Origin of the sequence: Chitinophaga pollutisoli, from assembly GCF_038396755.1 — a bacterium.
In the GTDB taxonomy this organism is placed as follows: Bacteria; Bacteroidota; Bacteroidia; order Chitinophagales; family Chitinophagaceae; genus Chitinophaga; species Chitinophaga pollutisoli.
The window spans coordinates 4,430,140-4,455,015 of sequence record NZ_CP149822.1; the positions used below are offsets into that span (position 1 = coordinate 4,430,140).

At 53.8% G+C, this 24,876-nt stretch carries 24 protein-coding genes, 5 tRNA genes and 1 other RNA gene; 21 read left to right on the forward strand and 9 right to left on the reverse strand.

Annotated features, from left to right (window positions below):
* The first annotated feature begins 50 nt into the window (after positions 1 to 50).
* Positions 51 to 1,001, forward strand: coding sequence for a nitrilase family protein (locus tag WJU16_RS18755; protein WP_341834964.1), 951 nt, complete (start codon positions 51 to 53; stop codon positions 999 to 1,001).
* A gap of 63 nt (positions 1,002 to 1,064) precedes the next feature.
* Here WJU16_RS18755 and WJU16_RS18760 read toward each other — a convergent pair whose 3' ends face one another.
* Positions 1,065 to 1,865 carry a class I SAM-dependent methyltransferase gene (locus tag WJU16_RS18760; protein ID WP_341834965.1) on the reverse strand — a complete coding sequence of 267 codons (801 nt, stop codon included), beginning with the start codon at positions 1,863 to 1,865 and terminating at the stop codon, positions 1,065 to 1,067.
* Between the two features lie 96 nt (positions 1,866 to 1,961).
* Between WJU16_RS18760 and WJU16_RS18765 the strand changes: the two genes are divergently transcribed.
* The 6 genes from WJU16_RS18765 (at position 1,962) to WJU16_RS18790 (ending at position 7,661) form a co-directional block, all read left to right on the forward strand.
* Entirely contained in the window at positions 1,962 to 2,666 is a 705-nt protein-coding gene (locus tag WJU16_RS18765) for a hypothetical protein (RefSeq protein ID WP_341834966.1), read from the forward strand.
* 113 nt (positions 2,667 to 2,779) lie between these two features.
* An RNA gene (gene ffs, locus WJU16_RS18770) (signal recognition particle sRNA small type) lies at positions 2,780 to 2,879 on the forward strand.
* 106 nt (positions 2,880 to 2,985) lie between these two features.
* The gene (gene fsa, locus WJU16_RS18775) at positions 2,986 to 3,636 is read left to right on the forward strand and encodes a fructose-6-phosphate aldolase (RefSeq protein ID WP_341834967.1); all 651 of its coding nucleotides are present in this window, start codon (positions 2,986 to 2,988) and stop codon (positions 3,634 to 3,636) included.
* A gap of 179 nt (positions 3,637 to 3,815) precedes the next feature.
* The gene (gene glpK, locus WJU16_RS18780) at positions 3,816 to 5,312 is read left to right on the forward strand and encodes a glycerol kinase GlpK (RefSeq protein ID WP_341834968.1); all 1,497 of its coding nucleotides are present in this window, start codon (positions 3,816 to 3,818) and stop codon (positions 5,310 to 5,312) included.
* A gap of 38 nt (positions 5,313 to 5,350) precedes the next feature.
* On the forward strand, positions 5,351 to 6,058 hold the full coding sequence (locus tag WJU16_RS18785) for an MIP/aquaporin family protein (RefSeq protein WP_341834969.1): 708 nt from the start codon (positions 5,351 to 5,353) through the stop codon (positions 6,056 to 6,058).
* Positions 6,059 to 6,311: 253 nt separating this feature from the next.
* The gene (locus WJU16_RS18790; RefSeq protein ID WP_341834970.1) at positions 6,312 to 7,661 is read left to right on the forward strand and encodes an NAD(P)/FAD-dependent oxidoreductase; all 1,350 of its coding nucleotides are present in this window, start codon (positions 6,312 to 6,314) and stop codon (positions 7,659 to 7,661) included.
* Between the two features lie 143 nt (positions 7,662 to 7,804).
* On the opposite strand, the gene WJU16_RS18795 is transcribed toward WJU16_RS18790, so the two are convergent.
* Positions 7,805 to 9,097, reverse strand: coding sequence for a DUF5103 domain-containing protein (locus WJU16_RS18795; protein WP_341834971.1), 1,293 nt, complete (start codon positions 9,095 to 9,097; stop codon positions 7,805 to 7,807).
* Between the two features lie 43 nt (positions 9,098 to 9,140).
* Here WJU16_RS18795 and WJU16_RS18800 point away from each other — a divergent pair, with 43 nt between their 5' ends.
* Positions 9,141 to 10,364: an FtsX-like permease family protein gene (locus WJU16_RS18800; protein ID WP_341834972.1), complete on the forward strand. Its 1,224-nt coding sequence runs from the start codon at positions 9,141 to 9,143 to the stop codon at positions 10,362 to 10,364.
* Here WJU16_RS18800 and WJU16_RS18805 read toward each other — a convergent pair.
* On the reverse strand, positions 10,357 to 11,094 hold the full coding sequence (locus WJU16_RS18805; RefSeq protein ID WP_341834973.1) for an RNA methyltransferase: 738 nt from the start codon (positions 11,092 to 11,094) through the stop codon (positions 10,357 to 10,359). The two genes, WJU16_RS18800 and WJU16_RS18805, sit on opposite strands and share 8 nt — an antisense overlap.
* A gap of 86 nt (positions 11,095 to 11,180) precedes the next feature.
* On the opposite strand from WJU16_RS18805, the gene WJU16_RS18810 reads away from it, so the two are divergent.
* Entirely contained in the window at positions 11,181 to 13,610 is a 2,430-nt protein-coding gene (locus WJU16_RS18810) for a BamA/TamA family outer membrane protein (protein ID WP_341834974.1), read from the forward strand.
* Here WJU16_RS18810 and truB read toward each other — a convergent pair.
* Genes truB through WJU16_RS18830 form a run of 4 tightly spaced genes read right to left on the reverse strand, consistent with a single transcriptional unit; the run spans position 13,598 to position 17,049 of the window.
* On the reverse strand, positions 13,598 to 14,290 hold the full coding sequence (truB, locus tag WJU16_RS18815) for a tRNA pseudouridine(55) synthase TruB (protein WP_341834975.1): 693 nt from the start codon (positions 14,288 to 14,290) through the stop codon (positions 13,598 to 13,600). The genes WJU16_RS18810 and truB overlap by 13 nt on opposite strands.
* Before the next feature lie 19 nt (positions 14,291 to 14,309).
* The gene (locus tag WJU16_RS18820; RefSeq protein WP_341834976.1) at positions 14,310 to 15,461 is read right to left on the reverse strand and encodes an MFS transporter; all 1,152 of its coding nucleotides are present in this window, start codon (positions 15,459 to 15,461) and stop codon (positions 14,310 to 14,312) included.
* Positions 15,458 to 16,447 carry a nitronate monooxygenase family protein gene (locus WJU16_RS18825; protein ID WP_341834977.1) on the reverse strand — a complete coding sequence of 330 codons (990 nt, stop codon included), beginning with the start codon at positions 16,445 to 16,447 and terminating at the stop codon, positions 15,458 to 15,460. The genes WJU16_RS18820 and WJU16_RS18825 overlap by 4 nt, the downstream gene beginning before the upstream one ends.
* Entirely contained in the window at positions 16,444 to 17,049 is a 606-nt protein-coding gene (locus tag WJU16_RS18830) for a riboflavin synthase (protein WP_341834978.1), read from the reverse strand. The genes WJU16_RS18825 and WJU16_RS18830 overlap by 4 nt, the downstream gene beginning before the upstream one ends.
* Before the next feature lie 123 nt (positions 17,050 to 17,172).
* On the opposite strand from WJU16_RS18830, the gene rpsU reads away from it, so the two are divergent.
* The 11 genes from rpsU (at position 17,173) to nusG (ending at position 22,118) form a co-directional block, all read left to right on the forward strand.
* Positions 17,173 to 17,370 (forward strand): 30S ribosomal protein S21, encoded by a 198-nt coding sequence (rpsU, locus tag WJU16_RS18835; RefSeq protein WP_126246843.1) that lies wholly within the window; start codon positions 17,173 to 17,175, stop codon positions 17,368 to 17,370.
* Positions 17,371 to 17,446: 76 nt separating this feature from the next.
* Entirely contained in the window at positions 17,447 to 18,412 is a 966-nt protein-coding gene (locus tag WJU16_RS18840; protein ID WP_341834979.1) for a tyrosine-type recombinase/integrase, read from the forward strand.
* A 266-nt stretch (positions 18,413 to 18,678) separates the two neighbouring features.
* The gene (locus tag WJU16_RS18845) at positions 18,679 to 18,978 is read left to right on the forward strand and encodes an HPF/RaiA family ribosome-associated protein (RefSeq protein ID WP_298717436.1); all 300 of its coding nucleotides are present in this window, start codon (positions 18,679 to 18,681) and stop codon (positions 18,976 to 18,978) included.
* A gap of 232 nt (positions 18,979 to 19,210) precedes the next feature.
* Positions 19,211 to 19,284: transfer RNA gene (locus tag WJU16_RS18850), tRNA-Thr, on the forward strand.
* A gap of 25 nt (positions 19,285 to 19,309) precedes the next feature.
* A tRNA-Tyr gene (locus WJU16_RS18855) sits at positions 19,310 to 19,392 on the forward strand.
* 68 nt (positions 19,393 to 19,460) lie between these two features.
* Positions 19,461 to 19,533, forward strand: a tRNA-Gly gene (locus WJU16_RS18860).
* A 19-nt stretch (positions 19,534 to 19,552) separates the two neighbouring features.
* Positions 19,553 to 19,624 (forward strand) — tRNA-Thr (locus WJU16_RS18865).
* A gap of 220 nt (positions 19,625 to 19,844) precedes the next feature.
* Positions 19,845 to 21,032 carry an elongation factor Tu gene (tuf, locus tag WJU16_RS18870; protein WP_341834980.1) on the forward strand — a complete coding sequence of 396 codons (1,188 nt, stop codon included), beginning with the start codon at positions 19,845 to 19,847 and terminating at the stop codon, positions 21,030 to 21,032.
* A 110-nt stretch (positions 21,033 to 21,142) separates the two neighbouring features.
* A tRNA-Trp gene (locus WJU16_RS18875) sits at positions 21,143 to 21,213 on the forward strand.
* Between the two features lie 135 nt (positions 21,214 to 21,348).
* Positions 21,349 to 21,543 (forward strand): preprotein translocase subunit SecE, encoded by a 195-nt coding sequence (gene secE / locus WJU16_RS18880; RefSeq protein ID WP_126246846.1) that lies wholly within the window; start codon positions 21,349 to 21,351, stop codon positions 21,541 to 21,543.
* Complete coding sequence (gene nusG, locus WJU16_RS18885; RefSeq protein WP_298717376.1) at positions 21,543 to 22,118, forward strand: transcription termination/antitermination protein NusG; 576 nt, start codon at positions 21,543 to 21,545, stop codon at positions 22,116 to 22,118. Before secE ends, nusG begins: the two co-directional genes overlap by 1 nt.
* 204 nt (positions 22,119 to 22,322) lie before the next feature.
* Here the strand turns inward: nusG and WJU16_RS18890 are convergent, their stop codons facing one another.
* Complete coding sequence (locus WJU16_RS18890) at positions 22,323 to 22,883, reverse strand: DUF1579 domain-containing protein (protein WP_341834981.1); 561 nt, start codon at positions 22,881 to 22,883, stop codon at positions 22,323 to 22,325.
* A 74-nt stretch (positions 22,884 to 22,957) separates the two neighbouring features.
* Positions 22,958 to 24,010 carry a lactonase family protein gene (locus WJU16_RS18895; RefSeq protein ID WP_341834982.1) on the reverse strand — a complete coding sequence of 351 codons (1,053 nt, stop codon included), beginning with the start codon at positions 24,008 to 24,010 and terminating at the stop codon, positions 22,958 to 22,960.
* A gap of 411 nt (positions 24,011 to 24,421) precedes the next feature.
* Between WJU16_RS18895 and rplK the strand changes: the two genes are divergently transcribed.
* Positions 24,422 to 24,865: a 50S ribosomal protein L11 gene (gene rplK / locus WJU16_RS18900; RefSeq protein WP_126246850.1), complete on the forward strand. Its 444-nt coding sequence runs from the start codon at positions 24,422 to 24,424 to the stop codon at positions 24,863 to 24,865.
* Positions 24,866 to 24,876: the final 11 nt, after the last annotated feature.

Consider the following 24,876-nt stretch of genomic DNA (forward strand, 5'->3'; position numbering starts at 1 on the left):
ATAGCCCTGTAAATTACTAATTTCACTGCGAACCCTCAATAAAACGTTCTATGGATAAACTCAGGATAGCCACCGCGCAATTCGAAAACCGCAGTGGCGATAAAAAATACAACCTGGATATCATCGATCAGCTCGCCGGGAAAGCCGCGGCCGAAGGCGCGCAGGCCATCGCTTTTCATGAGTGTTCCATCACGGGGTATACTTTCGCCCGCCACCTCGACCGCTCCCAGCTCACCGATTTGGCGGAATATATACCCGATGGCCCCAGCATTCGAAGGCTGCAGGAAATCGCCGGGAAACATGATATCGCCGTGCTGGCCGGGCTCTTTGAAAAGGATGAGCAGGGCGGCCTCTACAAAGCATACGTCTGCGTCGATAAAACCGGGCTGCTGGCGAAGTTCCGGAAACTGCATCCCTTTATCAATCCGCACCTCACGCCCGGCAGCGCATACTGCGTGTTCGACCTGTATGGCTGGAAGTGCGGCATCCTGATCTGTTACGATAACAATGTCATCGAGAACGTCAGGGCCACGAGGCTCCTGGGGGCGGAGGTGCTGTTTATGCCGCATGTAACGATGTGTACACCATCCACCCGTCCGGGTGCGGGTTTCGTGGATCCCGCGTTGTGGCATAACCGTGAGAACGACCCCACTTCCCTCCGCCTGGAATTCGATGGGCTGAAAGGCCGGGCCTGGCTCATGAAATGGCTGCCCGCCCGGGCTTACGATAACGCGATGTATTGCGTTTTCTCCAATCCAATCGGGATGGACGATGATCAGCTGAAGAATGGATGCTCGATGATCATCGACCCCTTCGGCGACGTGCTTTCCGAATGCAGGAACCTGGGCAACGACTTCGTGACAGCCACGCTGACACGGGAGAAGCTCACCCAGGCAGGAGGGCACCGCTATATCCGCGCCCGCCGGCCCGCACTGTACGGCGAAATCCTTGCCCAGCCCCACACGCCGGAACAAAAAGTAGTGTGGCTGGAGAATAAATAGCCGGAAACAAACCGGGCCCCACCTTGCAGAAAGGTGGGGCCCGGCGCGGATATCATGAAAATTCTAAACCTTCGGCTTGATAAGATAGTACATGCATGTGGTGAAGAAGTTGCGGACGAACGGAATTTTCTTCATCCAGCCGAACTGCTCACGCGGCTGCAAGTTGAACTTGTATTTGTAAATCGGATTGATGAGATAATACTTCCGGCGGGTGATGTCATATCCCGTGCGCTCCACGATTTTCTCGAACCGCTCGATGGAAATCCCGGTGTCCACCAGTTCCATCAGCTCCTTGATCGTGCCTTCGCTTTCGCCGGCGGATTTCAACAGTCCGCGGTACAACGGGCGCGGCAGCAGATGGATGTAGGGCAGGAAGCTCAATACTTTGCTGTGGCAGATTTGCTGATGCCCGCCATGCGGCATGTACCACGGCGGAAATCCGAAATATACCTGTCCCCGTGGCGACAGCAGCTCCTTCAGGTAAGCGATCAGTTTGTCCTGGTCGGGGATATGCTCGATGGCATCTTTGAGGATGATGACATCGAAAGCATGGCGGAACTCGCCAAAGAAATCGACGTCGTAGATATTTTTGGCGATCAGCTGCAGTTGCCCGCGGTCGACGTAATCGCCGAGGAACCCTCTCGCCAGTTCGATGCGCTCGGGCCAGAGGTCAACGCCTACGCAAAGGCTGCCTTGCTCCAGGAAGGGCGTCAGAACGCCGCCTTCGCCGCATCCAATCTCCATGACGCGGAGGCCTTTCAGGTCGGGGAACTCCTGGGCAATGAAGGGAAGTACATAATTCCGGGAATTATCTACCTGTTGCTGGTATCGCAGATTTGCGTCGCTGTGCTGTTTTAATGCCATTCGCTAAAAATTCCGTGAAAATATTAATTTTTTTCAAGTGTCCGCCTGCTTGATCGCGTTTCAGTACATTTGGAATGATTTTAGTCTCATTACAGCATGTTTAAATGGATGTTGATTTGCCTGGCGACGGCCCTCCCGGCCCTGGCGCAGCAAAAGGAAATCGTGAGGGTGGAAGCGGAATACGACCCTTCCGCCGTTGCTGAATTGTACAGCAAAACGCCCATCGGGCTGACGGTGAAGTATGCCGACAGTTCCGAGCGCAAAACGGCGGGGCTCCTGGGCGGCGATATCCGCTGGAACCAGGTACAGGTACAAACACCGCATGGGGAGGTACGCAACGGTGTGCTGACGTTCTCCCGGAACGCCGCCCGGCCGGATAATTATAAGCTCCGCCTGCAGGTGACTTTCTCCGGATACCCTGGCAAATCCTGGGAATCCGATCTGCAACTGCCTTACCTCACCGGCATCCGTTTCCGGCATTATGCCGACAGCCTCAAGCGCGGAATTCATTTTTACCTGAACGTGGAAGGGATGTACAACAGTGGCAAAATCTATCCGCTGGATACCACCCGGATCCGTTTCGCCAGCGATAAGGGCACAATTATCGGGCAGGACCTGCTCATTCCCCTGGCCGACAGCCTCACCCGCCAGATTCATGTAACGGCCGTTTACCGCGGCGATGCAGCCATGCGCGTGGAGTCTGAAATCCCCGTGAAGCAGTTGCCCGACGATGAATCCCTCATCATCCGGAACGCCGACGAGGTAAGCAAACCATCATCCAAAAAGAAGAAAAGGCAATAGCGGAAAGAAAAATGACGTCATGAAACGTAGCAGGGGAGAATGTTTGAGCATAATTATCCGCTGCGGGGAAGGAAAATATTTGCAAGTAATGCGGCTTTCTGTTACCTTTGCATCGGCAAGTCTTATACGACCAGCTCCTGCTGAACTCCCCCAGGACAGGAATGTAGCAAGGGTAGGCGGTTGAAGCGGTGCGATATAAGTAACTTGCCACTTTTTTTCCCCTCAGGCAAGCATCCGCACCATTTTATTCTCCTTTTATTTTCCGAAATTAGTTTGTTGTTTTGCAGATCGCAAAAACTGAAATACTAAATCTTTCTTTATGAAATTCTTTATTGATACAGCTAACCTGGCGCAGATCCAGGAGGCGAACGACCTGGGCATCCTGGACGGTGTAACCACGAACCCCTCCCTCATGGCCAAGGAAGGTATCAAAGGCGAAGCAGCCATCCTGAAACATTACGAAACCATCTGTGAAATGGTAGACGGCGACGTGAGCGCCGAAGTGCTGTCGACCGATTACGCCAGCATCATCGAAGAAGGCAAGAAACTCGCCGCCATTCATCCGAATATCGTGGTGAAAGTGCCGATGATCAAAGACGGTGTGAAAGCCATTAAATGGTTCACCGACAACGGCATCCGTACCAACTGCACCCTCGTTTTCTCCGCCGGTCAGGCTATCCTCGCCGCTAAAGCAGGCGCTTCTTACGTTTCGCCCTTCATCGGCCGGATCGACGACAGCAGCTGGGATGGTATCGAACTGATCGCCCAGATCGCCCAGATTTACAGCATCCAGGGCTTTAAGACCGAAGTGCTCGCCGCATCCATCCGCAATGCCCTGCACATCGTGAAATGCGCGGAAAACGGCGCCGATGTGTGCACCTGCCCGCTCGATTCCATCCTCGGCCTCCTGAAACACCCCCTCACCGACATCGGTCTGGCCAAGTTCCTGGAAGACGCGAAGAAAATGTAATCTTCCTCCCATCTTATTATAAGGCCGCCCCGGTTTCCGCAGGGACGGCCTTTTTTATTACCGGCTGAAATTTTTTTTACTTTTAGAATATTCCTAGTATCTTACTACCTCGTAAAGCTAGGTACCACGTTAGACAATACATTTCATCATATTTAAACAATTAGCCAGAACAGTTTCGCATGGAAGCAAAATTCATCATGGCCCTGGACCAGGGAACCACCAGTTCCCGGGCGATCCTTTTCGACCGCGGGGGAAACATCGTTGCAGTTGCGCAGAAGGAATTTAAACAGATTTACCCCCAACCGGGATGGGTGGAGCATGATCCCAACGAGATCTGGTCGACCCAGGCCGGCGTGGCAGCCGAAGTGATCGTGAAAGCCGGCGCCAGCGGCGACCAGATTGCGGCGATGGGCATCACCAACCAGCGGGAAACCACCATCGTGTGGGACCGGAAGACCGGTAAACCGCTGTATAACGCGATCGTTTGGCAAGACCGCCGTACGGCAGCTTATTGCGACGAGCTGCGGGCAAAGGGGCTTGCGGAAGACATCCGCTCCCGCACGGGCCTCATCGTGGATGCTTATTTCTCCGGCACCAAGGTGAAATGGATCCTCGACAACGTGGAAGGCGCCCGGCAGCGGGCGGAGGCAGGCGAGCTGGCCTTCGGGACCGTGGATTCCTGGCTCATCTGGAATTTCACGAAAGGAAGACTGCATATTACGGACGTGAGCAACGCCTCGCGGACGATGCTTTTCAATATCCACACCCTCCAGTGGGACGAATCCCTGCTTAAACTCATGGACATCCCGGCTTCCATGCTCCCCGACGTGCGCGCTTCCAGCGAGGTGTACGGGGAAACGGAAGCTACGCTCACCCCGTTCAATATTCCCATCGCAGGTATCGCCGGCGATCAGCAGGCCGCGCTCTTCGGGCAGATGTGCATCGAGCCGGGCATGGTGAAAAACACCTACGGAACGGGTTGTTTCATGATGCTCAACACCGGGGAAAAAGCCATTACTTCCGGCAATAACCTCCTCACCACGATTGGCTGGCAGGTAGGCGGGAAGACGGTTTACGCGCTGGAAGGCAGTATTTTCATCGGCGGCGCCGTAGTACAGTGGCTCCGCGACGGGCTGGGCATCATCCGCCACAGCGCCGACGTGGAAGCACTCGCCAATAAAGTAGAACATACAGACGGTGTGTATCTCGTGCCTGCCTTTGCCGGGCTGGGTGCACCCCACTGGAACCAATACGCCCGCGGTACCATCGTGGGCATGACGCGCGGTACCAAAGATGCGCACATCGCCCGTGCCGCGCTCGACAGCATCGCCTACCAGACTATGGACGTGCTCAAGGCCATGGAAGCCGACGCAGGCATGCCGATCCGGGAATTGCGGGTCGACGGCGGGGCAACGGCCAACAACCTGCTGATGCAATTCCAGGCAGATATCCTGAATACGGATGTGGTACGGCCGAAAGTTACGGAGACCACCGCACTGGGGGCCGCTTACATGGCCGGGCTCGCCACCGGGTTCTGGGATAGCATCGATACCATCCGCAAGCAATGGCAGGAAGACGCATGCTTCAAACCGGAAATGGCGGATGCTGAGCGCGCGGAGCTCACCAAAGGATGGGCGCGTGCCGTGAAAGCAGCTAAAGTATGGGCAGAAGAATAATTCCATAATTCCAGAACTGATCAAAACAAAACCCGACTATGTCAATTTTCCTCGCAGAGCTCATCGGCACGGCGCTCCTCATCATCCTCGGCGACGGGGTGGTGGCGAATTGCCTGCTCAATAAAAGCAAAGGCCAGAATGGCGGATGGATCGTAATCACCTTTGGCTGGGCCATGGCTGTTTTCGTAGGTGTATTTGCCGTGGGCGCCTATAGCGGCGCGCACCTCAATTCCGCCGTAACCATCGCCATGGCGGCTGCCGGTAATATCACCTGGGACCAGGTGCCCATGTACATCGGCGCCCAAATGCTGGGGGCGTTCCTCGGCGCATGTGGCGTATATGCCGCTTACAAACAACATTTCGACATTACACCCGATGCCGATGCCAAACTGGGTATTTTCTGCACGGCGCCCGCCATCCGAAGCACCATTCCCAACCTGGTGACGGAAATCATCGGTACGTTCGTCCTCATTTTCGGGGTGTTTTACATCGCGAAAGGAGACGTTGGCCTGGGTGCGGTAGATGCGCTGCCGGTTGCGTTGCTGGTACTTGCGATAGGACTTTCGCTGGGAGGTCCCACAGGTTATGCCATCAACCCCGCACGCGATCTCGGCCCCCGTATCGCACACGCCATTCTGCCGATCAAAGGCAAGCGTGACAGCGACTGGGGTTATGCCTGGATCCCCGTTGTGGGGCCCATTATCGGCGCTTTGCTGGCCACTGCGCTGCATCTCGCCCTCAAATAGTCCCGATCTTTCATAACATAAACACAATCAAGCCGGCGCATCCCTTTCGGGGTGCGCCCTTCTTTTTCCCCAACAATTCCGCCCCTGCACTGTTTCCTCTGCTGAACAACCACAGGGACCCATCTCTTAACCCGGTATTTTATTCATTATTTTCAAATCTTTCATTTTATCCTGAAAGTTTTGTAATTTTGAGAAATATTCGGTGGTATGGCATTTGTGGCCACGATGTTGTACCATCTTAAACGCAATAACCATGATACAACCGAACTTACCGGATTCAAAGCTTCCCAGGGTGGTGATCGTTGGCGGCGGATTTGCCGGGATCAATCTGGCCAAATCACTCAGAAAAGCCGCAGTACAGGTGGTACTGCTCGACAGGAATAATTACCATCTTTTCCAGCCATTGCTGTACCAGGTGGCCACGGCAGGGCTGGAGCCAGACAGCATCGCCTTCCCGCTGCGCGGCATCTTCAAAAAGCAGAAGAATTTCCATTTCCGCATGGCGGAAGTGAAAAGTGTGGATGCGGCCAACAACCTGCTCGAAACCAATATCGGCGATATTCCCTACGATTACCTGGTGCTCGCCATGGGATCCAATACCAACTTCTTCGGTAACAAGATGATCGAAGAACATGCCATCGGGATGAAGTCCCTCATCGAGGCGGTGCAGATCAGGAATTATGTGCTGAAGCAATTCGAGGAATCGCTGCTGTTCACCGACGAAGCCACCGTTAAGCCGAAACTGAGCTTCGTGATGGTGGGCGCCGGTCCTACGGGCGTAGAGCTGGCCGGGGCGTTTGCGGAGCTGCGCAAATACATCCTTCCCAAGGATTATCCCGAGCTGCCGATCCATTTGATGGAAGTATACCTCATCGAAGCGGGGCCCCGCGTACTGGCGGGCATGTCTGAGGAAACAAGCCGCAAATCCAAAGCCGCGCTCGAACATATCGGCGTGAAGGTGCTCACCAACATAGCCGTAAAAGATTATGACGGCCTCACGCTCACCCTGAGCAATGGCGAAACCCTCCAAACGCAGTCCCTCATCTGGTCGGCCGGCGTAAAAGGCATGTCGATCCCTGGTCTGCCCGAAGAAGCCATGCTGCCAAATGGCCGTGTACAAGTGAATGATACCAACCTCATCAAAGACACGAATAATATTTACGCTATTGGCGACATCGCCCAGATGATCAACGATGAGCGCTTCCCGAAAGGTTATCCTATGGTGGCGCAGGTTGCCATGCAACAAGGGAAGCAATTGGGTAAGAATTTTTGCAACGTGCTGAAAGGTAAAGCGCTTAAACCCTTTAAATACAAGGATCTCGGCTCCATGGCCACGATCGGCCGCAACCGCGCCGTTACGGAATTCGCGGGCATCCGGTTGAGCGGGTACATCGCCTGGGTGGCGTGGATGGTGGTGCACTTGCTGAACCTGCTGGGTTTCCGCAATAAGCTGGTGGTAATGATCAACTGGGTGTACCGGTATTTCACCTACGACCGTGGCACGCGCATCATCATCAAACGCGGCGCAGCCAATATCGTCAAACTAAGACAAACGATATATCAGGCCGATCCGCAGGTACCGCAGATCACGCAAACGCCTTAACGTTGCCTGTTGGTGAGTGAATTCATCCGGAGCATGCCTACCAGTTCATCGTGCCGGCCGCCGAGCGTCCGATAGTAAACGAGGACCGTGTAGGCATTTTCTGTCTCCGGAATCAGAATGCCTTCTTCCGTTTTTTTCCTCCCTTAACGTTGCCTGTTGGTGAGTGAATTCATCCGGAGCATGCCTACCAGTTCATCGTGCCGGCCGCCTAGCGTCCGATAGTAAACGAGGACCGTGTAGGCATTTTCTGTCTCCCACCAGTTCCCTTCCGTGAATTCGGTGCTCATGGGGGAGTTGGGCCGGGTTTTGTCGACAAGGCCGTAGACATAGTTGTAATAGCCCTGCTTGAGGAAAAGCGCCCCTTCGTATGCGCCTTTCTCGCCGTTCCAGACCATCTTGTTGCGGTCGTTCAGTTCATATTGGGTCAGTTCCCCGAAAATATACATATCGTACCCGGCGAAGGGTTCTTTCATGGGGAAGTTGAAATTCACGCGCGCGTAGTCGCCTTCGAACTGGATGTTGTAATCCTCGATGGTGGCGGGATCATACATACCGTTGATATCGCGGAGATATTGGTAGATCTGGTTGTCGCGGGGAACGTCGGGCATGACGTTGATGACGGTACCGTTACGGAGGTATTGCGTATTGCGGACGCGCTCCGTTTGCAGCCGGAAGCTGCGCAGATCCACCCATCTCCATTCCTTGAACGCGGGAAAAATGCAATCCTGCTCCGCGTTGTATTCGATCACATCCCCCTTGATAAACATCGGTTTGATGCCGGTGATGGCGTTATCCCAACGGAAATTCTGCTGGATAACGATCTTGAGCTGGTCGAAGGGATTCTGGATGTTGAGGCCTTTGGTATTAACCGAGACGTTGATTTTCTGTGAGTTACGGAACAGCTTGGGATTGGTGGGCTGGGAAATCCATCCCGCCACGCCGGATTTGTTATTGATGACCATGAGCCGGCGGGTGAAGGCCAGGCGGTTGGTATCGCCGTCGAGATATACTTTCAGCAGGTAGTTGCCGGCCCGTGTAGGCGTTGAGTTGGAACTGGGGATGCGGGCCTTGTAATGCACGTATTTCTGCAGCGCCACGCTCGAGAACTTGTAATCGCGGATCTGAACTTCGGAGAAACCACGGAGGTAATCGATGGTATTGACGGAAGCCGGTGTCCAGTCTGCATTGCAGAGTTGGAGGGTGTAGAAGTAGGATTTGATTTCGGCTTGAAGATCGTCGAATTGAAGCTCCAGCTGGTCGCCCGAGTTCAGTGCGATGATGGGCAGGCCGAGCATTTCTCCCGGGGGCGTCAGCTTAACAGTGGCGATGTTCTGGTGGTAGATATGGTCGGGCGTGATGGCGTTGACCTGACCTTTGGCGCCGGGGAAAAACAATAGCGCTGCCAGGGAGCAGCAGACAAAAGCAACTATCCTCATAGCTGTAATTTACAATGAATTTCTAAAATGTATAAATTCGCGGATGCGCATCTCCATGTTTATTGCCGGAAGGATCGCTTTCAACCGGTCTTCTTCCTTTTCCCGGTTCATCATCAATATCGCGATGGCGGCGACCGCTTTCAGCGTTGCGGTGATGATTATCGCCACGGCGATGATCAACGGGTTCCAGCAGGTGATATCGGAGAAGATATTCAGTTTCTGGGGGCATTACCATATTACGGAGTATCGCGCTGCCGGGGGGCCGCTCACCGAGCAGGATCCTTTTCCTGAAGACGCCTCCCTCGAAAAACGCCTCTCCGCCATTCCGCAGGTGAAAACCGTCAGCCCCTTCGCCACCAAATCCGTCATCGTCAAGAAAGGCCGCGAAACCGAAGGGATGATCTTTAAAGGCTCCCCCGCCGGCCAGTCCCTCCCGTTCCTCATCGAAGGCCGCCCCTCCACGGCGCCCGACAGCGGGTATGCCTCCGAAGTCGTGATCTCCGCCAGCACGGCAGCCGCGCTCGGCCTCAAACTGAACGACGCCATGTTCATGTACTTCATGCGGGGCGACGGCCTCCCGCCGCGCGTGCGCAAGCTCACCGTCTGCGGCATTTATAAAACCGGTATCGAAGAATACGATAAAACATACGTTATCGGCGACATCAACCTCATCCGGCGCCTCAACGACTGGGCGCCCGACGAGATCGGCGGTTACGAAGTGCACCTGCACCGCTTCAGCGACATGGACGCCGCCGCCGGGCCCATCAGCGACGAAATCATCAATGCCGAACTGGGCCTGCGCAGCATGCAGGAAATTTACCCCAATATCTTCGACTGGCTGGGATTACAGAACAAAAACGAAACGATCATCCTCATCATCATGACCATCGTGGCCGTAATCAACATGATCACGGCGATGCTGATCCTGATCCTGGAGCGGACCAACATGGTAGGCATATTGAAAGCCCTCGGCATGCGGAACACCTCCATCCAGGGCATATTCCTTTACCAGGCGGGATATATCGTGATCGCGGGCATCGTGATCGGCAACGCGCTGGGCCTGGGCCTGGCGTTTCTCCAGCAATCCACGGGCCTGCTGCGCCTCCCGGAAGAAGCGTATTACATGTCGGTGGCGCCCATCGCCATTCAATGGTGGAAAGTGGCGCTGATCAACGTGGGGACGCTGGTGGTTTGCGTGCTGGTCCTCATCATTCCTTCTTTGCTCATCCGGCGGATATTGCCGGTGCGGGCGATCCAGTTTAAATAAGGAGCCTCCCGCAAATGATCCCCGTTGCCACGGCGGCATTCAGCGATTCGGCCTGGCCGAGGCGCGGGATGGTGATGTGATGGCTGCTGCGGCGGAGGGTTTCCTCGCTCAGCCCGCGCGATTCGTTGCCGATGAGGATGATGCCTGCGGTGATTTTTTGGGTGAGGGTGATGTCGTGGCCGTGAAGGGTGGCCGCGTAGGAGGGGAGGGAAGCGTGCTTTTCCAGGAACTGCGGAATGTCGCGGATGATGACGGTCACGCGCTGGAAGCTGCCCATGGTGGACTGGATGGTTTTGGCATTGTAGGCGTCCACGCAGTCGGGCGAGCAAACGACCTGCCCGATGCCAAACCAGTCGGCTATACGAATGATGGTGCCCAGGTTCCCGGGGTCCTGGATGGTTTCCAGCGCCAGGGAAACGCCTTCGGGAACGAAGTCGCGGGCGGGCGGGATGTCGGCCAGGGCCAATGCCCGGTTGGGGGTGGAAAGCGATGACAATTGCTTGAGTACCTCGGGCGCCACTTCCAGCACTTCAATACCACCGGCCTTCTCAGCCAGCTCCCGGTGGTCGAGCAGCCACTCGCGGGTAGCGAAAACTGTCTTCACGCCGGAACCCGTTTCCAGTAATTCCTGCACGATCTTATCACCCTCGGCGATAAACTGGCCAAATTTTTGACGGTATTTTTTGTGCTGTAGTCCAGTAATATATTTAATTTGCGCCTTTGATAACATAGGGTCAAACCTACGTGAATTCCGGCATTCAGCCAACACATCCCGCCCCGGCGGGTCCGGCACTTACCCGTTAATTCAATCTGACAGTGAAGAAACCGACATACCCATCCTTTTCCGGATTGCCCCGCCAGCACTTGCTCTGGCTGATGGTATGCCTGTTTCTTGCCGCCTGCTCCAACACCCGCTACCTGCAGGAAAATCAAAGCCTCCTCGTGGATACCGACGTCGATATCAAAGGAACGCTCACCTCCACGGAAAAGACCGACCTGAAAAACGACCTCACCTCCCGTTCGCTCATGCTACAGCAGCCCAACCAGAAATTCCTGGGCTCGCGGCTCAAAGTCTGGCTATATAATCAAAAGAATTACGAAAAGAAAAGCAACTGGTTCTGGAACCTCATGCTCAGCGAAAGAAACCTGGAAGCCCCTGTCATCTACGATTCCGTCAAAACACAGGAATCCATGGAAAGAATGGTGGCCTACCTCAATAACCAGGGTTATTTTTATGCCACTGTTCAGTCGCGGCACGATGTGAGCGGACAAAAAGCCTCCGTGACCTATGACGTCAACACCGGAAAAAATTTCATCATCCGTAAAATCAACTACGATATCCCCGACACTGCCATCGCCAAAGTGGTGAAAGAGGGGGAGAGATTGTCGTTGTTAAGGACAGATGTGCCCTACAAGGCATCGGACCTCAGCAGCGAGCGCGAGCGACTCACCCGCCTCATCCGCGACGCAGGGTATTACAAATTCAACCGCGACCTCGTTGTTTTCACCGTCGATACCCTCAACAAATCGTTCTTCGTGGACCCGCTCAACCCTTTCGAGGTAATGCCCAACGTGTTGCGCACCGATCAGAAGCCCACCCTCGACGTGGAAGTTTCCATCCAGCAGCCGGAAGACACCAACAGCGACCAGACGAAACGCTTCTATCTCAACAAAATTTACATCTACCCCGACCTTTACCTGCAGGAATCCACGGAAGACAGTTCGTTCCACACCACCGAAACGCGGAACCTGATCATTAAATACCATCAGAACATCGTGCGGCCCCGCGTGCTCATGCGCGCCGTGCAGCTGCGGCCGAATGAACGGTATTCCACTTCCAACTACAGCAATACCATCAACCGCCTGTACGATCTCAATCTGTGGCAGTTCGTGAGCCTTCAGTATAAAGACGCGAAGGATACCGTGCAGAAGCTGGATGCCTACATTCAACTCACGCCGCGCAAAAAGCAGGAAATCAGTACCAACTTTGATGTAACTACCTCCAACGACTATGCCGTGGGCAGTGCTATTTCGTTGGGTTATCGCCACTTCAACCTCAACCGGGCGGCCAACGAGCTGCACATTACGTTGAAGGGAGGGATCGAGTTGCGGAACCAGGCGCGCGCGGGGCTGTCGCTCCAGGCGCAAGAATACGGCATCAACGCGGATTACGTGCTGCCGCGGTTCATGTTGCCTTTCCGGGTGCGGCAGAATTACCGTTCAACGGCTAAAACGCGGATCTCCGCGGGGTACAACAGTCTCCGCCGCATCGATAAGTTCAATATCCGCACGGTCACCGCTTCGCTGGGGTACGAGTGGAACGAATCCATCTACAAGCGCTGGAGCGTCAAACCATTTAACCTGAATTACGTGGGCGTATCGCTGACACCGGAATTCGAAAGGGACGTGGTGCAGGAAAACCCTTACCTGCGGCGCAGCTTCGAGCCGGCGTTTATTGGGGGCGAAGCTGCTGTGTTCATGTTCAGCAACGACGATATTTTCCATAAACGCCAGAACACGTATTTCCGCGCCGCCATTGAAGAATCAGGTGCGTGGCTGGAAGGCGTAAATAGTTTGCTGAACGCCGTCACCAGTAAGCGCGACAACCTGGAATCGGCCGCCAATACGAAAATCTCCCGTTTCGTGCGCCTGGATCTCGACTACCGTCATTACTGGAATTACAACCGGAGCAGCGTGGCTACCCGGGCGTACCTGGGGATTGGTTTGCCTTACGGGCAAAGCGATGTGCTGCCATATGTAAGGCAATTCACGTCCGGCGGCCCCAACAGCATCCGCGCATGGCGGTTGCGCACGCTCGGGCCGGGGTCTTATTATGATACTTCTTATGTTTCTTCCATTTTCCCGGACCAAACGGGTGATATGCGTTTCGAAGGAAACGTGGAATACCGGTTCAATATTCTCCGGCTCTTTGGCGGCACAATGATGCTGAAAGGCGCTACCTTCCTCGATTTTGGTAATATCTGGATGCTGAAGGAGGACACGAGCCGCCCCGGCGCCGCCTTCCATTTAAAGAATCTGTACCAGGACATGGCGATTGGCACCGGCGCAGGCGTGCGGCTGGATTTCAGCTATTTCGTCATCCGCCTCGACTGGGGCATACCGCTCAAAAAGCCTTACCCGACCGAAAACAGCAAAGGCTGGTATATCGGCGAATGGACTCTGGGCGACGGCCGGTGGCGGCGCGACAACATCATCTGGAACGTAGCGATCGGCTATCCGTTCTGAGTTTCCTGCATTTTTTTGTATTCCTCGATGAATTGCACCACATCCATTGCGTCTTCCAGCCGGAAGTCGCCGATGCGGGTACGGCAGAGGCTGCTGAGATGGCCGCCGCATCCAACGGCAGCGCCAAAATCGTTGGCGAGCGAACGGATGTAGGTGCCGGTGCTGCATTCCACGCGGAAATGTACGATGGGCAGTTCCACTTTCGTGATCTCAAAAGCATGGATCACGATGGAACGGGGCTCCACTTTCACTTCCACGCCTTTGCGGGCGAGGTGGTAGATGGGTTTGCCGTTCTGTTTGATAGCGGAGTGGATGGGCGGCAATTGCTGCAGGGGGCCGGTGAAAGTATCTGCTATTTGTTGCAGGGAGGCCTGGTCCAGTTCAGGAACGGGCTGATGGTCCTGGGGTTCCGATTCGAGGTCGAAGGTGGGGGTTACGGCGCCGAGGGTGAAGGTGCCGGTATATTCTTTTTCTTTCGCCTGGTATTCGTTGATTTTCTTGGTCATTTTGCCGGTGCAGCAAATGAGGAGCCCTGTGGCTAAGGGGTCCAGCGTACCGGCATGGCCGATCTTGGCTTTGGTGGTATTGCGGATCTTGCGGACAACGTCGAAGGAGGTCCAGGTCAATGGTTTATTGATCAACAGCACGGCGCCTTCCTGAAAATTCGGTGTTTCTGACATGGCGCAAAGATAATAAGTTTTACTTCCCGCCGTTTGCCGCCTGCTTGCGCATCGCCATCACCGTGATCATCGATGCCATCACCGCGATAAAAATAAAAGATATCCTCAGCCCGGAGGCCTCGGCGATAAACCCGATCAGCGGCGGCCCCAGCAGGAATCCGAAGAACCCGAAGGTGCTCACGGCCGCCAGCGCCATGCTCTGGCTCATGGTTTTGGTCCGCCCCGCTTCGCTGTACACCAGCGGGATCACGGTAGATACGCCCAACCCTACGAGGAAGAACCCCGCGGCCGAGAACCATACGGTCGGCAACGCCACCGCCAGCAGCAATCCCAGCGCAGCCAGTATGCCGCTGCCTTTCAGCATGCCATGTATCCCGAAGCGTTTCGTGAGCCAGTCGCCAATAAACCTGCCGGAAGTCGTAGCGGCGGTAAAGGCGGTATATCCGATGGTCACTTTCCCGGTATCGGCTTCCACCACTTTCGCGAAGTACACGCCGCTCCAGTCGTACATCGTGCCTTCGCAGATCATGCAGCAGAAAGCGATGATGCCCAGGCTGATGAGGGCTTTGTCGGGCTTTACGAAAATGGGCTGGCGCCCGCCGGTGGTTTTGGTGTGGGGGAGGGCATTGCGGAAAGACAAAACGACGATCAGCAACGCAGCGCCCGCTACCATCATAAAATGCTGGGATGGCGGAGTGCGGAGATTGACCATCAGGGTGCCGATCCCCGCGCCGGCGAGCCCCGCGAGGCTCCATACGGCGTGGAATGATGACATGATCGATTTCCCGTACAGCCCTTCCACGCTAACGGCCTGTGTGTTCACGGAAATATTGCCCAGGTTGCCGGCGAACCCGAACAGGAACAGGACGAATCCCAATACCCAGGGGTTGTTCGACTGGCCGATACAAAAAAGGAAAACGGCATATAAAACCGCCGCCAGGATCATCACCGGCCGGCTGCCCGACCGTGTTACCAGCCACCCCGCGATGGGCAGGGAGATCAGCGCGCCCACGGGGATGCACAACAACAAGCTCCCCAGCGCGGCTTCGCTCAGCCGGAGGTGTTCCTGGATGGCGGGGATCCGCGATGCCCAGGAGGCGAAACAAAGACCGTTCAGAAAGAAAAAAGCCGCGACGGAAAGCCGGGCTTTTTGTTTATCGATAGCTATCATTTGCAGAAAGACTGGATACTTTGCCGGTATTCCTCCGTCAGTGTAGCAATAATGGTGGCTACTGGCTCGATGCCATCCACCATTTCCACGCTCTGACCCGCGCTCCACAGTTGGTTATAGTAATTGGGTTTCGTTGCTTTTTCCAGCATTTTCATGCCTTTGAGCTGCACCATCATCTTAAAATACTTTTTGGTGCGCGGGTTGCGCGACAGCCATTTCTCCCAGTTGCTTTGCTTATAGCCGAGCTTCTGGGCGGCGGGAGTATTGATGATGTTGCAGGGCGTACCGGACAAGCGTTCGGTGAGTACGATATCTTCCATGCCATGGTCCACGATGGCTTGTTTGTATTCGTCGCTCACGTTGGCTTCCAGGCTGGCGATGAAGCGGGTACCGATGGAAACGCCGTCGGCCCCGAGCACCATGGCGCTGGCCATCTGCACGCCGGAAGCGATGCCGCCCGCGGCAACCACCGGCATATCCGGGAAGGCTTTGCGGAGTGCGGGGATGAGGACGTGCATGGGGTAGGGGCCGGCATGGCCGCCGGCGCCGGCGGTAACGGCGATGAATCCGTCGGCCCCCATTTGTTTCGCTTTGGCGGCGTGTTCGAGATTGGTGATGTCGCAGAATACTTTGGCGCCGTAGGAATGGGCGGCGTCGATCACTTCGCGGGGATTGCCGAGGGACGTGATGTAAAACGGAACTTTGGCAGCCACGCAGGCGTCCAGGTGCTTTTTATAGAGCGGGTTCGTTTTCTGAACGATGAGGTTGACGCCGTAGATGCCGCCTGGGTGGGCATCCCGGACGGCGTTGAGCCTTTCCAGCAGGGCATGCAGCTCGCCTTCCTTCCTGAAATTGAGGGAAGGGAAGGTGCCCGCGATGCCGCTTTGGATGGCGGCGCTCACCATGGCCTCGTTGCTGACGAGGAACATGGGAGCCATGATCACGGGGTGTTGGATGCCCAGCAGGTTGGTGATGAGATGGTTCATGTCAGGGATGGTTTCGCATGGGTTTGCAATTGGCGCGCCACGTATTTGCCCAGGATGTCGAATTCCAGGTTCACGGGGTCGCCGGGTTTCAGGTACCGGATATTGGTGTGCTCGTAAGTATATGGTATGATGGCCACGGAAAATGCGTCGCCGGAGATGTCGAACACGGTGAGGCTTACGCCGTTGAGGCAGATAGAGCCTTTTTCTACGATGAGCGGCGCGAAGGCGGGATCGAAGCGGAAACGGAATACCCAGCTGCCGTCTTGCGGATCCACGGATACGCAGGTGCCGGTGCCGTCGACATGCCCTTGTACGATGTGCCCGTCGATGCGGCTGTTGAATATCATGGCTCTTTCGAGGTTGACGGTATCGCCGGGCCGGAGTGCGCCGATATTGGTTTTCTGCAGGGTTTCCGCCACGGCCACGGTGGTGAAGCGGTCGGCTTCCACAACGGTGACGGTGAGGCAAACGCCGTTGTGGGATACGCTCTGGTCGATCTTCAGTTCCTGTGCCAGGGGGGTGCTGATGGTGAGCTCGAGGTTGCCGCCCCCGGGCGTTGCGGTGGCTACAATGCCCGTCGTTTCAATAATGCCGGTAAACATAATGCACAAATTTAATGGAGAAATAGCGGGGGAAGAAATGGCGAATATATTTTGCAAATAAAAAAGTTCTGCTTATCTTTGCCGTCCATAATAAAATACTGTAAAACAGATTAAAGGATAAATATGTTAATCATCGATTCCAAAGATTGCGAAAACATCGACAAAGCGCTCAAAAAGTACAAGAAGAAATTTGAGAAAGCGAAAATCCTGCTGCAGCTGAGAGAGCGTCAGTCTTTTACCAAGCCGTCTATCCGCCGCCGCACCCAGGTGCTGAAGGCTGTATACAAACAGCAGGTAGCAACCGGCAAGTTCGATCAATAATTCGAAGCGAATTCTTTTTATACACGAAATTGATGATTGTAAAGAATAAACTATCTTTACAATCATCAATTTTTTTGTGTTGGATCAAGTGCACCTTCCCCCTTTGGCGCAGGACTTCCTCGCCTACCTCTCATTAGAAAAGCGGTATTCGCCGCATACTGTGCAATCCTATTCCCTCGATCTTTCCCAATTTTTTCAATACATACAGGAGCAATATGGCGGCATCGCGCTGGATAGCGTGAAGGCGGCGCATGTGCAGTCGTGGCTGGCCCTCGGGCTGGAAGGCCGTAAAAAGGCGGAGGACGCCCATAAGCGGGCGCAGCCGCCGGCGTCGGCGGTGACCATCCGCCGGAAGATGTCGGCCCTTAAATCCTTCTTTAAATACGCCCTCCGGAAAGGAGCGGTGAAGCAAAGCCCCATGGCCCGCGTTACCGGTCCCAAACTGCCGGGGCGGCTGCCCGTGTTTGTAGACGAACATGTCATGGAAAAAGTGGAAACCAACCAGGCCGGTGACGACATCCCGCTATTCAGCGACGATTTCGCAGGCGCCACCCGGCGCATGATCCTGCGGTTGCTTTACCATGCCGGGATCCGGCGCGCGGAGTTGACGGGACTGCGGGATGGCAGCATTGATTTTTCGAACGGACAGATGAAAGTGCTCGGCAAGGGCAACAAGGAACGGATCATTCCGCTGGGAACGGCCGTGCTGAAGGAATTGCGGGAATACATCGCCTGGCGCGACGCGGAGTTCCCGGGGTACGCGGGCGGGGCGTTGCTGTTGACGGCGCACGGCAAGCCGGTACAGGCCTGGGATGTGTACCGGACGGTGCGGAAGGCGCTGGCGCAGGTTACGACGTTGAAAAAGCGGAGTCCGCACGTGTTGCGGCATACGTTTGCTACACACCTGATGAACAACGGGGCGGATATCAATGCGGTGAAGGAGTTGCTGGGTCATGCAAGCCTCGCATCGACGCAGGTGTATACCCACAATACGATTGAAAAGCTGCGCCGGGTGCATGAGCAGGCGCATCCGCGGGGGTAGTTGTCAAATTTTACATTGATAGATGGCTGCACTAATTAAAAGCAGGCGTGGGGTTGACGGGCGTCATGGCTGTGGGGTTGGAAAAGGGGTAACATTACATCGTGATTCTAAAGGAAGTCATTTTAACAAAATTTTTAAGCGTGTGATCATTGATTTGAGTGTGAAGTTTCAGTATATTAGTAATACAGTTCTTTACATAAAAAATGCGCCTATGAGGAATGACTACTAATTTGAAATCAGATTGTTAAATGTTAAATTTTAGTGCTATGAATGTTCAAATTCAAACTGTGCGTTTTGATGCTGACGCCAAATTAATTGATCATGTGAATAAAAGAATCCAGAAACTTTCCACCTTTTATGACAAGATTGTACAAGTAGAAATTTTCCTGAAGTTAGATCAGTTAGCCCACCAGGTTAAAGATAAGATTGCGGAGATCCGCGTGAATGTGCCCCGTCATAGCTTCTTTGTAAAGCATGAGAGCAAATCCTTCGAAGAGTCCTTCGATCTTGCGTTTGACAGCCTTGTTAACCAGATTAAGCGTAAGAAAGAGAAGAATTTACATTAAAATCTCAAAAATATTTTGGAAATAATAATCTCTTTACTACCTTTGCCATCCCGATTCAAAAAGGGATCGGTAAAGGTAGTAAAGTTCTTTGCTGTAGGGCATTTTAGCCGATTGAAGGTGAGTTGAAAGAAATGTAGGGAAAGTGAAAAAAAATATTTGTTTTAATAAAATTTTCACCCTTATTTTGCACTCCCTTTAGCAAGAATGTTAAACTTTTTCTTGACAAAAGAATGCCAGCATAGCTCAGTTGGCCAGAGCTACTGATTTGTAATCAGTGGGTCGGGGGTTCGAATCCCTCTGCTGGCTCAAAAGTTATTTTAGTAAGTAAGTCGGGCAGGTTCCAGAGCGGCCAAATGGGGCGGACTGTAAATCCGCTGTCTTTCGACTTCACAGGTTCGAATCCTGTCCTGCCCACAAAAAAGAAAAAGAAGCAAGCTTTGCGGAGTGTGTCTGGGAGCAACGTAGCAGAGGCAAAGCGATGTGCGGGAGTAGCTCAGTTGGTAGAGCGACAGCCTTCCAAGCTGTAGGTCGCGGGTTCGAACCTCGTCTCCCGCTCTTTAAAGGCACCATCAACGCTGTTGTAGCTCAGGGGTAGAGCACTTCCTTGGTAAGGAAGAGGTCGTGAGTTCAATTCTCATCAACAGCTCAAAAAGTTTCGGATGCTGGGAAACCGGAAAGTCCTTCTGGGAAATTTCTGTGGCCGGTATCCGAAATTCGAAGTTTAACGCAGCCGGTAAGCTCAATGGATGAGCGTTCCGCCAGTAAGCGGAAAGGAGCGGGTTCAATTCCTGCGGCGGGCTCCAGTTTGTAATAAGTTAACAACTAATAAAGCAATAAACTTTACAAACCATCTTAAAAAAAATACAATGGCAAAAGAAACCTTTAAGCGGGATAAACCCCACGTTAACATTGGTACCATTGGTCACGTTGACCACGGTAAAACTACCTTGACTGCTGCCATTACTACAATTCTGGCAAACAAGGGCTTGGCTGAGAAGAAAGGATATGATGAGATCGACGCGGCTCCTGAAGAAAAAGAAAGAGGTATCACCATCAATACAGCACACGTAGAGTATCAGACTGCAAACCGTCACTATGCTCACGTTGACTGCCCTGGCCACGCTGACTATGTGAAAAACATGATCACCGGTGCCGCCCAGATGGACGGTGCTATCCTGGTAGTAGCTGCTACCGACGGTCCGATGCCCCAAACGAAAGAGCACGTACTGCTGGCTCGCCAGGTAGGTGTTCCCCGTATGGTTGTATTCATGAACAAAGTTGACCTGGTGGACGACGCGGAGCTGCTGGAACTCGTTGAGATCGAGCTGCGCGAACTGCTGTCTTCCTATGGTTTCGACGGCGATAATGTTCCCATCATCCAAGGTTCCGCTACCGGCGCTCTCGCTGGCGACCCCCAGTGGATCGCTAAAATCGAGGAGCTGATGGAAGCTGTAGATACTTACATTCCCCTGCCTCCCCGTCCGGTTGACCAACCGTTCCTGATGTCTGTGGAAGACGTGTTCTCCATCACCGGTCGTGGTACTGTTGCTACCGGTCGTATCGAGCGCGGTCGTATCAAAGTGGGTGAGAACGTTGAGATCGTAGGTCTGCAAGCAGAATCTATGAAATCTACCTGCACCGGCGTTGAGATGTTCAAAAAACTGCTGGACGAAGGTGAAGCTGGTGACAACGCCGGTCTGCTCCTCCGCGGTATTGAGAAAACTCAGATCCGTCGCGGTATGGTTATCTGCCAGCCCGGTTCTATCACTCCCCACACTGACTTCAAATGCGAAGTATACGTACTGAGCAAAGAAGAAGGTGGCCGTCACACGCCGTTCTTCCAGAAATACCGTCCTCAGTTCTACTTCCGTACTACGGACGTAACTGGCGAGGTTGAGCTGCCGGCAGGTGTTGAAATGGTTATGCCTGGTGATAACATCGGCCTGACTGTTAAACTGATCCAGCCGATCGCTATGGAAAAAGGTCTGAAATTCGCTATCCGCGAAGGTGGCCGTACCGTAGGTGCAGGTCAGGTGACTGAAATCCTGAAATAATCGGTAGGCAACTACTGAGAAAATAAAAAAAGCCATCAGTTCTTGCGTAAGTAATCTTCGAAAGATTATCTTTAAAGACGATGAAAGCGAAAGGTGCTGATGGCTTATACACGGGCATGGTGCAACGGTAGCATACGGGTCTCCAAAACCTTTGATCTGGGTTCGAATCCTAGTGCCCGTGCGGATTAAAAAAATAAAATTGCCGGAAAGTTAAATTGCAGATTTCTTATTCAATAAATCCGCAATTTCCCTTGAAGGCAATTTTTATCGTTCATAACAGGATTGTTTTTTAACTTCAATCCCAAGAAAATATCACATGAACAAAGTCACCAACTACTTCAGAGAATCCTACCACGAACTGGTACATAAAGTATCCTGGCCTACCTGGAAGGAACTGCAGTCCTCCACGATGATCGTACTGATCGCCACCGTTATCATCACCCTGATGGTATGGGGAATGGACACCGCGTCCCACCTGGTTTTATCGCAATACTATAAACTGTTTCAATAATGGATGAAGCCCAAATCCCCACTCAGCCCGCTCAGGAAACCAAATGGTACGTGCTGCGCGTGGTAAGTGGCAAAGAGAAGAAAGTAAAGGAGTACCTGGATATCGAGATTCGCCGCAGCGATTGGGCTAATGTCATCACCCAGGTTTTCCTGCCCGTGGAAAAAGTTTATAAAGTGCAGGCTGGTAAAAAAGTAATGCGCGAGAAAAACTTCTACCCCGGTTACGTGATGATCGAAGCCATCGAAGGTAAAATGAACGATGAAGTGATCCAGGCCATCCGTAACGTTTCCGGCGTGATCCACTTCCTCGGCAAAGAAAAGCCCATCGCCCTCCGCAAATCCGAAGTCAATAAAATGCTCGGTAAAGTAGACGAGATCTCCGACCAGGGCCTCACCATGAGCGAACCCTTCATCGTCGGCGAAACCATCAAGATCATCGACGGCCCTTTCAACGACTTCAACGGCGTCATCGAAGAAGTACTCGAAGACAAGAAGAAACTGAAAGTAACCGTGAAAATTTTCGGCCGCGCCACTCCGGTAGAGCTGAACTTTATGCAGGTAGAAAAAATCAGCTAAGCTGCTTTTCACCATATTCGAAGAGGTTGCCACCCGGCAGCCTCTTTTTTTATGCCCGGAAGTCTATAACCATTGTATTTCAATTTGCAGGCCGCCAGCCCGGCACTATGCTACTGCCCTGTTTTTCGCAGCCCCACGAAAAAGGCGGCTACCGGGATACCCGGGTACCGCCTTGATTTGTTATGAATGCCGTTGCGGAGAGGCCTACTTCCGCGTCAGCTTCATTTCCATGCTCTTAAACTCTTTACCGTCCTGCATCATGTACATTTCCATCATTTGGGTGTTGTCGTCCACCCATTTGAAAACTTCCCGGATACCGAGCGGCTTACCCATGGGGTCTGTCGATTCGCCGGTGAGGGTGAGTGTGCGGGTAGCCTCGTCCAGCTTGCCTTCCAGTACCATGATGCCGGTACTCATATTGTCGTACCAGATCGATTGGAACACTTTCTTGGCATTGTCGTAGGCCGTGATCCCGTGGCCCTCGAACTGCATGCCGCCCATGTCGCCCGTATGCACCGACTCCTGGTAGCGGTCGCCCAGGACCATCCGGTACACGCAGGTGCCGGTGGATTTGGAAGAAGGCCCGTCGGGCGACATCCAGAAGGTGAGATCGGTATTCCAGGTGCCGGTGGACATGGACATCATTTTGTGCATGGGGCCCGGCGTCATGTAGTCCATCCACGCTTTTTGGGCGGCTTCTTCCTGTGCGGTGGCGGATAAAAATGTACTGCAGGCGAGGAGCATAAACAAACATATGCGTTTCATAACGAAGGGGGTTTAATGTCCCTGAAGTTACGAAATACCTGTATCGGCAACTTTTTGCCTGTTGCGACATGCAATTAGCGGGTGAGTTGCAGGCAGACGGCATTTTGAACGGCTACTGTATTCCCTGTGTTGGTCAGCTGGCCGGTTTCGGCGTTTCTGCTGAAAACGGCGATTTGCCCGCTTTTTTGAAGGGCGCAGTACAGCAGGGAGCCATCGGCGGAGAGGCAGAAGTTGCGGGGCTCCTTGCCGGGGAGGGCCTGGTGGCCGGCGGGCTCGAGGCCGTTGCCGGTGACGCGGAAGATGGCGATCTGGTGGACATCGCCACGCAGGGAGGTGTAGAGAAATTTACCGTCGGGCGAAAGGTGGATGTCGGCGCCGCTGGGATTGTCCCCATTGTAGCCGGGGGGAGTGGCGGGTAGGGTTTGCCGGGGCGTGAGGGCGCCGTTCTCATAATCGTACACCTGGATCTGGCCGGTAAGTTCCAGTACGACGAACAGTTGCCTGCCATTGGCCGAGAAGGCCATGTGCCTGGGTCCTCCGCCGGGGGCGGTAGTGGCGAAAGGTTGCTTCGCGGGGCTGAGGGGGCGTTGGGCGTGGGAGGGTTGGTAGTGATATATATAAATGCGGTCGGTACCGAGGTCGGCGGCGAGGAGGAATTGGCCGTCGGGAGAGAAGATGGCCGAGTGGGCGTGGGGGGCTTCCTGGCGTTTTTTGTTGGGACCGTTGCCGCTGAAGTGGAGGCGTTGGATGGCGGGGCGGGGGATGCCGGCGGGGTCTGTGGGGAAGATCGTGAGGCTGCCGCCGCCGTAGTTGGAAACGACGAGGTGCCGGTTTTGCGGGTCCGCGGTAACGTGGCAAGGGCCGTTGCCGGCGGGTTGCGGGGCGCCGGAGGGGGAGATGCTGCCGTTCGCGGCGATATGGTAAGCCTGGACAGAGCCGTTTTCCACTTCGGAGACGGCGTACAGGCGCTTGTTATCGGGGGAGAGGTAGAGGAAGGAAGGGTTGGCGATGCCGCTGAACGTGTGCGCGGGGGATAGGTAGGGCGGCTGGGGGCCGGGTGTGAGGGTGTGGATCCCTGGTGCGGAGGCGGCCGCATAGGTGCCGACGAACATAAAAGTGTTTTTCATGCCGGAAGGTGGGTTTGGGTTTGAGTGGAACAAAAGCGTGAAAAGTAGCACTAGCATGTGGAAAAGTCTTATGGGGGATAAATTTATAAAAAAGGCGGGACGGATGGGGAGAAAATAATGGAAGGGGTGGTGGATGGGACGGGAAAGCGTGAGAAAATCCTTATCTTTGCAAGGCTCGGCGCGAATGATATATTCTTTTCATTTTCAACCCCTTAGTCATAATACAATTTTCCTATCCCCGTATAATAGCAAAAAAAATGCCGAAGTCCAAATAAATTTTGCTAATCAATTAAATATTACCTACCTTTGCATCCCCCTTAAAATGTCTTTTAACGAACGACTTTTGAGTTTTGGGAGTTTCGCCTTCCGGGAACGGGAGGGGGGACGTTTAACCAAATTAAAAACAACACAATGGCAAAAGAGATTGCAACGTATGTGAAATTGCAGGTAAAGGGCGGCCAAGCCAACCCTGCTCCTCCGATTGGCCCTGCTTTGGGTTCGAAAGGTGTGAACATCATGGAGTTCTGCAAACAGTTCAATGCCCGCACCCAGGACAAAATGGGTAAGGTATTACCGGTGTTACTGACTGTTTACACGGACAAATCCTTTGATTTCGTTATCAAAACTCCTCCGGCTCCGGTTCAACTGCTGGAAGCTGCGAAGGTTCAGAGTGGTTCCAAAGAGCCTAACCGTAACAAGGTGGGTAAAGTATCCTGGGATCAGGTGGAGGCTATCGCGAAAGACAAGATGCCTGACCTGAACTGCTTTACGCTGGAAAGCGCCATGAGAATGGTAGCTGGTACTGCGCGCAGCATGGGTATCACCGTAGACGGTAAAGCACCCTGGGAAAACTAAATTGTTCACCC